Here is a 13058-nt window from a genome sequence, read left to right on the forward strand (position 1 = left end):
GGCCCCTTTCTTTTGGGGCGGTGTTCCGGCAAGAGCAAACCTTCAGGAACAACGAGCACACATCATGCGGACACTCGGCATCGTCTTGCTCGGCTTGATCCTGGCGACACCCGTTTCGGCTACCACCTTGGTTCCCGCCGGCAACCGCCACGCGGAGCAGCCGAACGTGCCGGGTGGGTCTGCCCGTCGCACGGCGGCGCTCCAAACAACCTACGACGCAAAGTACCGGCGGGTCCTGAAGCTCCTGCAAACGGACCGGGCGCTGCGCGAGAAGATTGCCGACACTGCGCGTGACTACGGCATCGATCCCATCCATATCGCCGGCGCAATCGTGGGTGAGCACACCTACAATGTGGATGCCTATGACCGGCTGCAGACTTATTACGTGAAGGCGGCATCCTATCTCGGCTCGAGCTTCTCCTTCAAGCACAAGGGCGAAACCGTGGATCGGTTTGTCCAGCGCCCCCAGTTTGCCCCATGTGCCAAGATTCTCGACAGCTACGACCTGTGGGCTTGTCGCGAGCGGATCTGGAACACGCATTTCGCAGGTAAGGTCGTCGACGGGACCCAGTTTCCAAACGATCGATTCGGTGCCGTTTTCTTTCAGCCCTTTTATGCCGGACAGACATTCGGCCTGGGACAGCTCAACCCGCTGACTGCGCTGCAGATGAGCGACCTGGTTCATCAGATTTCCAGACTGCCCCGCCTCGATGCCGCGCAACCGGGCGCCGTTTACGAGACCATCATGGATCCGGACCTGACGCTGCCTTACGTCGCCGCGACGCTTCGAACCTCGATCGATGCCTATCGGCGCATCGCAGGCTTGGACATTTCGCGCAATCCGGGGATCACGGCGACCCTCTACAATGTGGGGTCGCCGGAAGAGCGGGCCACCGCCCTAAAGCAGGAAAACCAGGATCGCGTCGCCCGCGGCGAGCCTCCGCGCTGGCCGGAAGAGAACTACTACGGCTGGCTCGTGAACGACCGGATCAAAGATCTCGAAGCGCTTTTCTGACGGGGCAAACGGCTAACCCCCCCTGCGGCGTATCTTGACGTAAAGCGCTCCCGCGCCGCCATGATGGCGCGATGCCTCGTGAAAGCCCCCCACCAGCGCCCGGAACGGCGCAGTGGCAAACCAGGCGGGCACTGCGCGCTTCAGCACACCCTCGCTTCCGAAAGATGCGCCCTTGCCGGTAACCACCAGCACGTGGCGCTTGTCGCGTGCCTGGGCCTGATGAAGAAAGCCGAGCAGCATGGAATAGGCTTCGCTTTGCGTGAGGCCGTGAAGGTCCACCTTGCCGTCGATCACGATGCGGCCCTTGGCGATCTTTTCGCGCGTGGGCTGATCGATGTGCTGCGACACCGGCTTCAGATGGGAGCGAACCGAATCCCGGACAGCCGGCGCTGCGGCAGTGGGTGGAACGGGCTGCTCAGTCACTGCGCTGGCCTGGGCCGCGGCCACCTCCGGAAGCGCAGGCACTTCCTTGCCCTTTAACGGTGTCGCGGAAGAAGCAACGGCGTGCCAAAGGATCCGATCTTCGTCGGAAAGCCCGCGCCGCCGCTTCATGGCTGGTACCGAGCCGCGGCTGCCGCAGGCACCAGGATCGTGAAGTCGGCCTGGTGGCGGATCACACCAGCCAGTTCTCCGGCCTCGGCTCCCGACCCTGTAAACAGATCGCCACGCGCCGCACCCACAATGGCGGAGCCTGTGTCTTGCGCCACCATCAGCCGTTCGAAAGGTCGTCCGGCAAAGATGTCCAGATCCGGCGCTTCCACGAAAAATGGCGTCCCGAATGTGTGGATCAGTCGATCCACGGCCAGCGAGCGTCCCTCGGTCAGCGGGACCTTGGCGGCAGCGATCGGGCCGAGCTTCTCATCCTCGACAGCCGCTTCCTTGAAAAAGATGTAGGAGCGGTTCTGGTGCAGGATTTCATCTACCCGCGCGGGGTTGGCGCGGAACCAGGAACGAATCCGCTGCATCGTCACGGCCTCGCGGGGGATCTCCCCGAGATCAGCCAGGATGCTGCCGGGACCGGTGAAGCGCTGGCCACTCTTGGCCGCATAAGTGACCCGGCGCTGCGTTCCGTCCGGCATCAGAAGCCGGGCTGCCCCCTGTACATGGATGAAAAACACGTCCACCGGATCTTTCAACCAGGCAAAATCCAGGTGCTGATCATCCAGCGCGCCCTTCTCGATGGCAGCACGGTCCGGGTATTCCACGATTCCGTCCGGCGTGTCGCGACCGAAGGCCAGATAGGGATCCAGCCCAAGCGCTCGGTTCTCGTCCGTGATGTCCACCAGATCAGGAGGCCGGCGCCGCAGCGGGAAGCGGAACTGCGGGGTTCGGACGGGCGACGCCGCCACCACGGGTTCATAAAAGCCCGTGACGAAACCGCGCTGCTGTTCTGGTTGTGCAATACGGAAAGGGCGGAAATGAGCTTCAAAGAAGCTTCGCGCGTAGGCCGGGCCTTCTTCAGCCAGCGCTGCTGCATAGGCATGCTCGAAGTCCGCATGAGACAACCCGACCGCGCCGGTGCGATAGGGCTTCATCTGCGCCTGCCTGGCCGAACGGCAGAACGCCTCGAAAGCAGGGGCAGGATCATCCCTGCGCCAGCCCGTCAGGGCATCGAACCTTGTTGGGATCAGGCGAAAAGCTGGTTCCATGGCGCAAAACAAGGGCGCCGCATCAGTCTTCCGCTTCGGTGGCGACGAGCTTCCAGTTTGGATCCCTGGAGCGGGTGTCGCGGGCAAAGGTCCAGACATCCTTCACCTCGGCGACCGTTTCCGGGTCGCCTTCCACCACTTCCCCGGCCTCGTTGCGGGTTGCCGAAATCAGCTCGCTAACGATGCGCATGGTGATGTGGGCTTCCGACCCCTTCACTTCCGCACCCACAATATCAGCTTTGTTGATGCCCACGAAGGACGACTGGATCTTCTCGTTGCGCTTTTCACGCTCGGCAATGGCAGCGACAAAGCCCTCGTAAACTTCCTTGGACAGGAGATTCTTGAGCGTCTTGCGGTCCCCATCGGCGAAGGCCGTGACGATCATCTCATAGGCCATCTTCGCGCCGTCGACGAAGTCGCGCACGTCGAAGGAAGGATCGGAGTCGCGGATCGCCCGCAGACCGCTATTCGGCTCGCTGCCGGGGGTCGTGAGGACATCGATTGAGGCATAGGTGTCGGGCGCCGGTTCTGCCGGCTTGTTCTTGCGCGGAAGCGCCACCACGTTTTCCGAAGGCTTGGCAGCAGTTTTCTCCGTGTCGCGCTTGCGGGCAGCCGTATAAGGGTCGAAGGGCGGTCGTTCATTGCCCGTGCGGCGGCCAAGCACGTTGCGGAGCTGGTAGAAGATCACCACCGCCGCGATAATAAACAGGATCGTGCCCAGGTCGAAATACTCCATCACTGATGCCTACTGATCCCGTGTCCTAGAAGCGGCCCGACGCCGCGAAATCGGCTGAATTGTTCGTCGTTCTACGCTTCGCATATAGAACGCGCGGTTGCATCATTCAAATCGCGCTCCCGAATTCCCATCTATCGGGTGACGCACTCGCATTCACAACCGCGTTTACGAATTCCGAAAGGTTGAACGCCCTTTGCGCCTGTCTCTCATCCCGATCTTCGTGCTCGGCTATCTCATGCTGGAGATCGCCGGCTTTATCCTTGTAGGCGACGCGCTTGGCGTTCTGCCGACGCTCGGTCTCATTCTCCTGTCCGGAGTGGTCGGCGCGGTGTTGATGCGCGCACAGGGCCTTGCAGTTTTCAACCGCGTTCGCCTCGAGGCCGCCAGCGGACGGGTGCCCGGACGTGAGCTCGTGCATGGATTCATGATTCTGCTGGCCGGCATCCTGCTGTTGCTGCCCGGCTTCTTCACGGATGTGTTCGGGCTGCTTCTGTTTCTGCCGCCGGTGCGCGAGGGCGTTTGGCGCTTTCTCAAGAACCGCCTCACGATCATCACGAGCTTCAGCGGGCCCCGGCGACCGGCTGGGACGGGGCGGATCGTTGATCTTGATCGCGATGATTTCCACCGCACGCAAAGCGAGAGCCCTGCCGAACGGCGCCTCGACCGGGAATAGTCAGCGCGCCGTCAATAACCGCTTCGGCTTGTCTCATGATCGGCAATCGTGTTAGCGAGCCGCCCATTACGGAAGGGACCGCGATCGAGCGCCCTGGTCACAGCTCCGAAAGGCTTCCATGTCCGACAAGCCCGAAACACCGAACGCCGCGTCCAACGGCGCCACCGCGCCCACGCTCAACATCCTGACGCAGTATGTGAAGGACCTGTCCTTCGAGAACCCGGGTGCCCCTGCCTCGTTGCGCGGGTCGAACCAGGCTCCTAACATCGGCATCAACGTGAATGTCGCGGCCAATCCGCTTGGCGGACGCGACTACGACGTGAACCTGACGCTGTCTGCTCGCGCCGGCGGCGAAAAGGACGTGCTGTTCAACGTCGAACTGGTTTACGGCGGCGTGTTCCGGATCGAAGGTTTTCCCGAAGAACACATGCTGCCGCTGTTGTTCATTGAATGCCCGCGCCTTCTGTTCCCCTTCGCACGGCAGATCCTTGCTGAAGCAACGCGCAATGGCGGCTTTCCGCCGCTGCTTCTTGATCCGATCGACTTTGGGCAGATGTTCCAGCAGCGCATGGCTGAAGAACAGGCCAAGAGCCGCTTGCAGGTTTAGGTCGAAACAGTGTCTCGATAAACAAAGAGCCCGCTTTGAGCGGGCTTTTTCATGCCGCGTCGCTGAGGCGCGATTGCGTTCGCCAAAGGGCTTTCTCGCCGAGGCCGGCAACAAGGGCTGCATGGGCAGCGCGCTCAGCTTCGCTCAAGCGGGGAGCCAAGGGTCGCGGACGCGGCAGCGTTTCCAGATCCACGCTTACTTCTGCGATGCCCGTGTTGTTCGCGGCCACGACATCCAGGCTGAGCGCCGCCTGCTTGCCGCCGATCAGTTCAATATAGACTTCCGCAAGAAGCTCCGAGTCGAGCAATGCCCCGTGCTTGGTCCGCCGGCTGTTGTCGATGCCGTAGCGCCGGCAAAGAGCATCGAGCGAGTTCGGCCCCATCGGGTGCTTGCGCTTGGCCACAGCCAGCGTGTCGACTATCCGCCCCACCTCGATCTCGGGATGGCCGAGCCGCGCGAATTCGGCATTAAGAAAGTTCACGTCGAAGGTCGCGTTGTGCGCCACGAGCCTGGCACCTTCGAAGAAACCGAGCAGCTCATCGCAGATGTCGCAAAAGGCCGGCTTATCTGCCAGATCCGCCGCACTGATGCCGTGGACCGCCTGTGCCTCCGGATGGATCTCGCGACCGGCTGGATTGATGTAGAAGTGGATCGTCCGCCCCGTCGGGAAACGGTTCACAAGTTCCACGCCCCCGATCTCAATCACGCGGTCGTCGCGGTGGTCAAGGCCGGTGGTTTCCGTGTCAAAGATGATTTCGCGCATCGATTCGCATCCGTTTCGGCTAGTGTGCCGGCAACGCTCCGTTTGACAACCCCGCGGATGGTCAGGCTTCCGCTGATCCACGGATTGAGGAGAGGATCTCGTCCACGGCCCTTCTGGCGGGCTGCAATCCTTGACCCGTATCGATCACAAAGTCGGCGCGGCGACGCTTGTCTTCGTCTGGCACCTGCTTGGCCAGAATGGCTTCGAACTTTTCCGGCGACATGCCCGCACGGGCCAGCACCCGCTCCTGCTGGACCTCCGCGGGTGCCGTCACCACCACGATCTTGTCCACGCGTCCTTCTCCGCCCGTTTCAAACAGAAGCGGGATGTCGAGAACCACGACGGCCGTTCCTGCTTCTCGGTTCTTCTGAAGAAACGCTTCGCTTTCTGCCCGCACAAGCGGATGGATGATCGCTTCCAGCCGCTTCAGCTCGGCTGGATTGTTCAACACCGCAGCACCAAGCCTTGTTCGATCCACGACGTCGTCAATGACCGCTTGCGGAAAGGCTTCGGCAATCAACGGCATGGCCCTGCCGGCGTAAAGACGATGAACGGTTTCATCCGAGTCGTGAACCGGCACGCCGGCATCGCGAAACATCTGCGCCGTGGTGGACTTGCCCATGCCGATGGACCCGGTCAGGCCAAGCACGATCATCCCTGGCCTCCCAGATCGGCAATGACGCGCGCGCGCAAGGCGTCGGACACAACAGGACGAACGCCAAACCAGCGCTCGAAGCCGGGAACCGCCTGATGTAGCAACATGCCAAGGCCATCCACTGCGCGCAGCCCGCGGGCGGATGCATCCTGAAGAAGGGGCGTGTGCAGCGGAACATAAACGATGTCCGTGACAACGGCGGTCTCCGGCAGTCGCGACAGGTCGATTTGAGGACCTGAAGACCCGTTCATTCCAAGCGAGGTCGTGTTCACCAGGAGACCGGCGTCCTCCAGTTGCGCGTCGGCATCGTCCCAGCCGACGGCGGTTACACCGGTGCCGAAGTGGTTTGCCAGCGCCTGCGCCCGTTCCAGGGTGCGGTTGACCAACCGGATGTTTCCGACACCTCTTTGCAGCAGCGCATAAAGGACGGCGCGCGACGCACCACCGGCGCCCAGCACAACAGCCTTGTTGCAGCGCTGCCAACCCGGCGCCCGTTCATCGAGATTGGCGCCGAAGCCGTAGGCATCCGTGTTGCCGCCCACCAGAACATCACCCTCAAACCAGAGCGTGTTCACGGCGCCGATGGCTTCTGCCTCCTCCGTTCGTTTCGCAACAAGGCGAAACGCTTGCTCCTTGTGCGGTATGGTGACGTTGCCGCCAACGAAGCCCTGATCCCGAAGCTCAGAAACAAATGTCGGGAAGCGTTCTGGAGCGACTTCAACGGGATCGTAGCTGCCGGAAAGGCCGTGTTCGCGCAGCCAATGGCGGTGAATCACAGGGGACCGCGAATGCGCCAAGGGAAAGCCGCAGACAAAAGCGCGGCCGGCGGCGTCAGCCATCCAGCGCACCCTCGTTGCGGAGCGCGGCCAAGAGCGGCAGCAGCGGCAAGCCCATGATCGTGAACAGGTCGCCATCCACGGCCTCGAACAACTGGATGCCCTCGCCTTCGATCTGGTAAGCCCCGACGCTCTGCAAGGCCTTGTCGCCGACGCGCGACAAATGACGCCCGATGAAACCTGGATCGAGCGTGCGCATGGTCAGGCGTGCGACCGCCGTTTCGCGCCAGATCGTTGCGCCGCCCCTGGCAAGAACTACAGCGCTGTTCAGTTCGTGCGTGCGTCCCGAAAGCGACAAAAGATGCCGGCGTGCCGCTTCCATGTCGGTCGGCTTGTGGAAAATACGACCATCCAAGGACAGCGTCTGGTCGGCGCCGATCACGAGCGCATCCGGATGCTGCTCGCTGACCATCGTTGCCTTGGCTTCGGCCAGAATGCCCGCCACCTCTTCGGCGGTCACACCCGTATCATAGAGCGTTTCCTCGATTGCCCGTTCGTCGACGCCGGAGGCCACGGCTTCCACCGAAAGACCGGCGTCGCGCAACATCTTGAGCCGGAACGGACTTGTTGAAGCAAGGATGAGCTGGGTCATGGAAAAGGGCTAACGCGTCCGGCTCCGCAACGCAACGATTGCGGCTGCCGTTTCCTCGATGGAGCGACGGCTGACATCGATCATCGGCCAAGCGTGCCGGGTGCAGATCTGGCGGGCATAAGCGAGTTCCGCAGCGATCTGGGCGCGATCCACATAGGTGGACGAATCGAAGCCGATGCTTGCGCCGAGCAATCTGTTCTCGCGCACCTGCGATATCCGCTCGGCCGTGGCCACCAGGCCCACGATCAGCGGCCTGGTCGCCGACGCAAGGCTGTCTGGGATCGGCACGCCAAGCACGATCGGAACATTGGCCGTCTTGATGCCGCGGTTGGCAAGGTAGATGCTCGTCGGCGTCTTGGAGGTGCGGGATATTCCAACCAGCACGATGTCTGCCTCGTTGACGTCAACAGGAAGCTGGCCATCGTCATGTTCCATGGTGAAGTTCAGCGCGTCGATGCGCCGGAAATAGTCGGCATCCAGAACATGCTGCGCGCCAACGCGACGGCCAGCCGGCGTTCCGAGATAGGACTGGAAGACCGTCAGCACCGGTTCCAGCACTGACACATATGGCAGGCCCATCGCCGAACAGCGGGCATCGATCGTCGCCGCCAGATCCTGATCCACCATCGTGTAAAGCACGATGCCCGGTTCGGCCTCGACTTCTTCCAGCACCTTCTCGACCTGCTTCTCGGTACGGATCAGCGGGTAGATGTGCTCTATCGCTCGCGCGTTCTTATACTGGGCGGACGCTGCGCGACCCGCGGCCAGGAGAGTCTCGCCCGTCGCGTCAGAAATCAGATGCAAATGAAAGTAGCTTTGCGGTTTGCTCACATTCTTTTCCGCTGTCTGTGGGCGAGTGTGGAAAGAACGGGACGGCGAACGCCCGCCCGTCAGGGCCAGTGTAGAGAGGGCCTACTTGTCCACATTTGGAGATCGTCGGCAAAGGTTTCTGCGGTGATGGCGAAGATCGGGGATAAGGGTGGTTTGTTCAACAACCCCAGCCTTGGCTTCGACTCAAGAGGCAAGCGGTAAACTCCCTTGGAGTCGCGATCTTTTTGGGTAATCCACGTTCTTCTCCACAGGTGCGCACGGTTTCCCTGCTTCGTTCGGCCAGTGGCGCATCGCCGCGCTCCCTGTGGGATCTGTTGAATTCCCGTTCCGAACAGAGTCATAGAAATAGAAGACTCTTCTTTAAGATCTTTTCTTTTTTAGAACCGCTTGGGATGGACGCGCTTTGACGACGCGACGAATGATGGTCGAGGTCCTGAATGGTGCCACGATCTTTCCACCGCCGATCTGGATGATGCGTCAGGCAGGCCGCTATCTCCCGGAATACAGGGCAATGCGCCAGGAGGCCGGGAGTTTCCTCGACCTTTGCTACAATCCTGATTTTGCCGTGGAAGTGACGCTGCAACCGATCCGCCGCTTTGGTTTCGATGCATCGATCCTGTTTTCCGACATCCTGGTTGTGCCGCATGCGCTGGGTCGCGATCTTCGCTTCGAAGAAGGCCGAGGTCCGCTGATGACGCCGATGGCTCTGGAAGACATTGACCGGCTGGACCCGTCGGGTTTCCATGAACATCTGGCGCCCGTTTACGAAACTGTGTCGCGCCTTCGGTCCGCCTTGCCCTCAGAAACGACCTTGATTGGGTTCTGCGGAGCGCCTTGGACGTTGGCCACCTATATGATCGCGGGTCACGGCACGCCCGACCAGGCGCCAGCCCGCTTGTTTTCGCATCGCCATCCTGAAGCCTTCAGCCGGCTGCTTGCACTTTTGGCCGATCATTCTGCCGAATATCTCTGCCGGCAGATCGAAGCCGGGGCGGATGTGGTTCAGATCTTCGATTCCTGGGCGGGGGTGCTGGACGAGATTTCTTTCGAGCGTTGGTGTGTTGAACCAGTGGCCCGCATCGTCCGGCAGATCCGCTTGCGTCATCCCAATGTGCCGATCATCGGCTTTCCGAAAGGCGCCGGCAGCCTTTACTCAACCTATCGTGAGCGCACCGGTGTGACGGGCTTGGGGCTCGACTGGTCAGTGCCGCTTTCCCAGGCTGTTGATCTCCAGCGCGACGGCGCCGTGCAGGGCAATCTCGATCCGATGCGGCTCGTTGCAGGCGGCGCCGCCCTCCAGGAAGGCGTCTCGCTCATCCTAGACCGACTGCGCCATGGTCCCCATGTGTTCAATCTCGGGCACGGAATCACGCCGCAGACGCCCATCGAGCATGTTCAGGCGATGGTTGATCAGGTCCGTAGCGGAAGGGGAAGCTAGGGAATGCGTGCGATTGCAGGTCTGCTGGCCACGGCTTTGGGTGTGATCGGGCTGTTTGTTTTTGCCGGAGAGGATTTCTATCTTTGGGCCAAGGCCCTGCACGTGATCGCGGTGATTTCCTGGATGGCGGGGATGTTCTACCTGCCCCGCTTGTTCGTGTACCATGCAGAAGTTGGTGCCGGGACGCCGCAGTCCGAAACGTTCAAGGTCATGGAACGGCGTTTGCTGCGCGCCATCATCAATCCCGCCATGACCGCGACCTGGATCCTGGGTGTTTGGCTTGCCTGGCAGGGCTTCGGCTTTTCCGCCGGCTGGCTGCACGCCAAGATTGGTCTTGTGCTCGTGCTTTCCGGATTGCATGGCTATCTCACAACTGCGCAACGACGCTTCGAGAACGACGAAAACCAGAAAACCGCGCGGCATTGGCGGCTGATCAACGAAGTGCCCACTGTGCTCATGGTGCTGATCGTGATCCTCGTTATCGTAAAGCCGTTCTGACGCGGCACCGTTTGACTTGCGTCCAATCTAAATCAGCGCTATGTGTCGGGCCCTCCCTATACAGGCGCCTAGGTTCCAGTTCGGTGTGCATCGCGCCCGCCTGCTCTTAACGGCAGCCACTCCCCTTCCTTCCGATTTGACTGAGACCCTCAGGTTCCCATGCAGGAAATGAAACTCCAAGAGTTCAAGAGCAAGAAGCCGGCCGACCTGGTGGCCTTTGCCGAATCGCTCGAAGTCGAAAACGCGAGCGTCATGCGCAAGCAGGAGCTGATGTTCGCGATTCTCAAGAAGCTCGCTGCGCAGGAAGTCGAAATCATCGGCGAAGGCGTGGTGGAGATTCTGCAGGATGGCTTCGGGTTTCTACGTTCCGCCAACGCGAACTACCTGCCGGGTCCCGACGACATCTACATCTCGCCGTCGCAGATCCGCCGCTTCTCTCTTAAAACCGGCGACACGGTCGAAGGCCCGATCCGCAGCCCCAAGGAAGGCGAACGGTATTTCGCGCTTCTGAAGGTCAACACGATCAATTTCGATGATCCGGAAAAGATCCGGCATAAGATCCACTTCGACAACCTGACACCGCTTTATCCCAACCAGCGCTTCAAGATGGAGCTGGACAATCCGACGACCAAGGATATCTCGCCGCGCGTGATCGATCTGGTTGCGCCTATCGGCAAGGGCCAGCGCGGGTTGATCGTGGCCCCGCCCCGTACCGGTAAAACGGTTCTCCTCCAGAACATCGCGCATTCGATCACCGCCAACCACCCGGAATGCTATCTGATCGTGTTGCTGATCGATGAGCGACCCGAAGAAGTCACCGACATGCAGCGGTCGGTGAAGGGTGAAGTCGTTTCATCCACTTTCGACGAGCCGGCCACGCGCCACGTGGCCGTGGCCGAGATGGTGATCGAGAAAGCCAAGCGGCTGGTGGAACACGGACGGGACGTGGTGATCCTGCTGGACTCGATCACTCGCCTCGGTCGCGCCTACAACACCGTTGTTCCGTCGTCGGGCAAGGTTCTCACTGGCGGTGTGGACGCGAATGCGCTGCAGCGTCCCAAGCGCTTCTTCGGCGCCGCCCGCAACATCGAAGAAGGCGGTTCGCTCACCATCATTGCGACGGCGCTCATCGACACGGGTAGCCGCATGGACGAAGTGATCTTCGAAGAGTTCAAGGGCACAGGCAATTCGGAAATCGTCCTCGATCGCAAGGTTGCCGATAAGCGCATCTTCCCATCCATGGACATCCTCAAGTCCGGAACGCGAAAGGAAGACCTCCTCATCCAGCGTCAGGATCTGCAGAAGATCTTCGTGCTTCGGCGTATCCTGGCGCCGATGGGCACCACCGATGCCATCGAGTTCTTGATCGACAAGCTAAAGCAAACGAAGACCAATACGGAATTCTTCGATTCGATGAACACCTGATCGATTCGGAGCGGGAACGGTTGGCGCCTGCACTTCGATGAGCGCTTCTGACACGATCTTCGCGTTGTCATCGGGTTCCCTCCCCGCCGGTATTGCTGTGGTTCGGATTTCCGGTGAAGCAGCACCAAGCATCCTGCAGGCTATGATCGGCAGGTTGCCTGAAGTGCGGCATGCTGAATTGGCGCTGCTCCGCGACTGGGACGGGAGCATGCTCGATCAGGCGCTGGTTTTTCGCTTTGCTGAAGGTGCGAGTTTCACCGGTGAACCTTTGGTGGAGCTTCACTGCCATGGCGGTTCTGCCGTTGTTCAAGCAGTTCTGAACGCTGTCGCCGCTCATCCGGGCACGCGACCTGCCGATGCCGGCGAGTTCACGCGACGCGCCTTTATCAACGGCAAGATGGACCTTACCGCGGCCGAAGGGGTCGCCGACCTGATCTCAGCGGAAACGGAAGCTCAGCGTCGTTTGGCCCTGACAAGTGCGTCGGGCGCGCAGGAGGCCCTTTATTCGGGATGGCGTGCCGCCTTGATCGAAGCGCGCGCTTTGATTGAAGCCGATCTCGACTTTGCGGATGAGGCGGATGTTCCGGGGTCGGTTGCGGAGCAGGTTTGGGATCGCGTCCGCGACATCAAGGTAAGCGTTGAGACGCATCTTGCCGGTGCGCGAACAGGCGAAATCATCCGGCAAGGGTTCCGTGTGGCGTTGGTGGGTGCGCCGAATGCGGGCAAATCCAGCCTGCTTAATGCGCTCGCCAAGCGCAACGTCGCCATTGTTTCCCCTGTGGCCGGCACTACCCGCGATGTTATCGAAGTCGCCTTGGACCTGAATGGTTTGAAGGTGATTGTTTCTGATACAGCCGGGCTGCGCGAAACGGACGATGTGGTGGAACGGCTAGGCGTCGAACGGAGCTACGAGGCCTTGGCAGCTGCGGATCTCGTTCTTCACCTTCATCCGGCCGGGTGGACCCATCCATCACTGGAAGCTCCCAACGCGGTTGCGATCGCATCAAAGGCAGATCTCGACGCCTCCGGCAAGGGAGGTGCTCACCGTATCTCCACGGTGACCGGTGAGGGTTTGGATGAACTGGTGCAGCTACTTGGGGAGCAGGTCCAATCCAGGGCTTCAGGGGCTGGACAGGTCTTGCCGGTGCGAAGCCGACAGGTTCATCATATCGAGAACTGCGCCGCGGCTTTGCAGCGCGCTCTAAGAGATGGTATGCCGCTGGAGTTGTGCGCTGAGGAACTGCGGCAGGCGGCTGACGCGCTGGGATGCGTTACCGGCGCAATTGGTGTGGAAGATCTCCTCGATCATATCTTCTCGCGGTTCTGCATTGGCAAATGAT

At 60.9% G+C, this 13058-nt stretch carries 15 protein-coding genes; 7 read left to right on the top strand and 8 right to left on the bottom strand.

What is annotated here, in order from left to right; all coding sequences use genetic code 11:
- Positions 1-64 precede the first annotated feature (64 nt).
- Positions 65-1015: a DUF1402 family protein gene (locus J5Y06_RS02455; RefSeq protein ID WP_209333514.1), complete on the top strand. Its 951-nt coding sequence runs from the start codon at positions 65-67 to the stop codon at positions 1013-1015.
- Between the two features lie 12 nt (positions 1016-1027).
- Here J5Y06_RS02455 and J5Y06_RS02460 read toward each other — a convergent pair whose 3' ends face one another.
- From J5Y06_RS02460 to J5Y06_RS02470, 3 genes are read right to left on the bottom strand one after another with little or no spacing between them, the layout of a single operon-like run.
- On the bottom strand, positions 1028-1567 hold the full coding sequence (locus J5Y06_RS02460) for a Smr/MutS family protein (protein ID WP_209333515.1): 540 nt from the start codon (positions 1565-1567) through the stop codon (positions 1028-1030).
- Positions 1564-2664 carry a murein transglycosylase A gene (gene mltA, locus J5Y06_RS02465; protein WP_209333516.1) on the bottom strand — a complete coding sequence of 367 codons (1101 nt, stop codon included), beginning with the start codon at positions 2662-2664 and terminating at the stop codon, positions 1564-1566. Before mltA ends, J5Y06_RS02460 begins: the two co-directional genes overlap by 4 nt.
- Positions 2665-2686: 22 nt before the next feature.
- Positions 2687-3400, bottom strand: coding sequence for a Tim44/TimA family putative adaptor protein (locus J5Y06_RS02470; protein WP_209333517.1), 714 nt, complete (start codon positions 3398-3400; stop codon positions 2687-2689).
- Positions 3401-3593: 193 nt separating this feature from the next.
- On the opposite strand from J5Y06_RS02470, the gene J5Y06_RS02475 reads away from it, so the two are divergent.
- Together J5Y06_RS02475 and secB are read left to right on the top strand one after the other, a co-directional pair.
- Positions 3594-4073 (top strand): FxsA family protein, encoded by a 480-nt coding sequence (locus tag J5Y06_RS02475; RefSeq protein ID WP_209333518.1) that lies wholly within the window; start codon positions 3594-3596, stop codon positions 4071-4073.
- Positions 4074-4191: 118 nt separating this feature from the next.
- Positions 4192-4680: a protein-export chaperone SecB gene (secB, locus tag J5Y06_RS02480; RefSeq protein WP_209333519.1), complete on the top strand. Its 489-nt coding sequence runs from the start codon at positions 4192-4194 to the stop codon at positions 4678-4680.
- 49 nt (positions 4681-4729) lie between these two features.
- Here secB and dnaQ read toward each other — a convergent pair whose 3' ends face one another.
- From dnaQ to J5Y06_RS02505, 5 genes are all read right to left on the bottom strand, one after another.
- Complete coding sequence (dnaQ, locus tag J5Y06_RS02485) at positions 4730-5443, bottom strand: DNA polymerase III subunit epsilon (RefSeq protein WP_209333520.1); 714 nt, start codon at positions 5441-5443, stop codon at positions 4730-4732.
- Between the two features lie 61 nt (positions 5444-5504).
- Positions 5505-6098: a dephospho-CoA kinase gene (gene coaE, locus J5Y06_RS02490; protein WP_209333521.1), complete on the bottom strand. Its 594-nt coding sequence runs from the start codon at positions 6096-6098 to the stop codon at positions 5505-5507.
- Entirely contained in the window at positions 6095-6937 is an 843-nt protein-coding gene (locus tag J5Y06_RS02495) for a shikimate dehydrogenase (RefSeq protein WP_209333522.1), read from the bottom strand. The genes coaE and J5Y06_RS02495 overlap by 4 nt, the downstream gene beginning before the upstream one ends.
- On the bottom strand, positions 6930-7526 hold the full coding sequence (locus J5Y06_RS02500; protein ID WP_209333523.1) for a Maf-like protein: 597 nt from the start codon (positions 7524-7526) through the stop codon (positions 6930-6932). The genes J5Y06_RS02495 and J5Y06_RS02500 overlap by 8 nt, the downstream gene beginning before the upstream one ends.
- A 9-nt stretch (positions 7527-7535) precedes the next feature.
- Positions 7536-8357, bottom strand: a complete 822-nt coding sequence (locus tag J5Y06_RS02505) for a pyruvate, water dikinase regulatory protein (protein WP_209333524.1) — start codon at positions 8355-8357, stop codon at positions 7536-7538.
- Between the two features lie 418 nt (positions 8358-8775).
- On the opposite strand from J5Y06_RS02505, the gene hemE reads away from it, so the two are divergent.
- The 4 genes from hemE (at position 8776) to mnmE (ending at position 13057) form a co-directional block, all read left to right on the top strand.
- Positions 8776-9795: a uroporphyrinogen decarboxylase gene (hemE, locus tag J5Y06_RS02510; RefSeq protein ID WP_385931138.1), complete on the top strand. Its 1020-nt coding sequence runs from the start codon at positions 8776-8778 to the stop codon at positions 9793-9795.
- Positions 9796-9798: 3 nt separating this feature from the next.
- On the top strand, positions 9799-10293 hold the full coding sequence (gene hemJ, locus J5Y06_RS02515; RefSeq protein WP_209333526.1) for a protoporphyrinogen oxidase HemJ: 495 nt from the start codon (positions 9799-9801) through the stop codon (positions 10291-10293).
- Positions 10294-10452: 159 nt separating this feature from the next.
- The gene (gene rho / locus J5Y06_RS02520) at positions 10453-11718 is read left to right on the top strand and encodes a transcription termination factor Rho (RefSeq protein WP_209333527.1); all 1266 of its coding nucleotides are present in this window, start codon (positions 10453-10455) and stop codon (positions 11716-11718) included.
- 37 nt (positions 11719-11755) lie between these two features.
- The gene (gene mnmE, locus J5Y06_RS02525) at positions 11756-13057 is read left to right on the top strand and encodes a tRNA uridine-5-carboxymethylaminomethyl(34) synthesis GTPase MnmE (RefSeq protein WP_209333528.1); all 1302 of its coding nucleotides are present in this window, start codon (positions 11756-11758) and stop codon (positions 13055-13057) included.
- Position 13058: the final 1 nt, after the last annotated feature.

It is taken from the genome of Tianweitania sediminis, from assembly GCF_017813335.1.
Lineage (GTDB): Bacteria > Pseudomonadota > Alphaproteobacteria > Rhizobiales > Rhizobiaceae > Tianweitania > Tianweitania sediminis.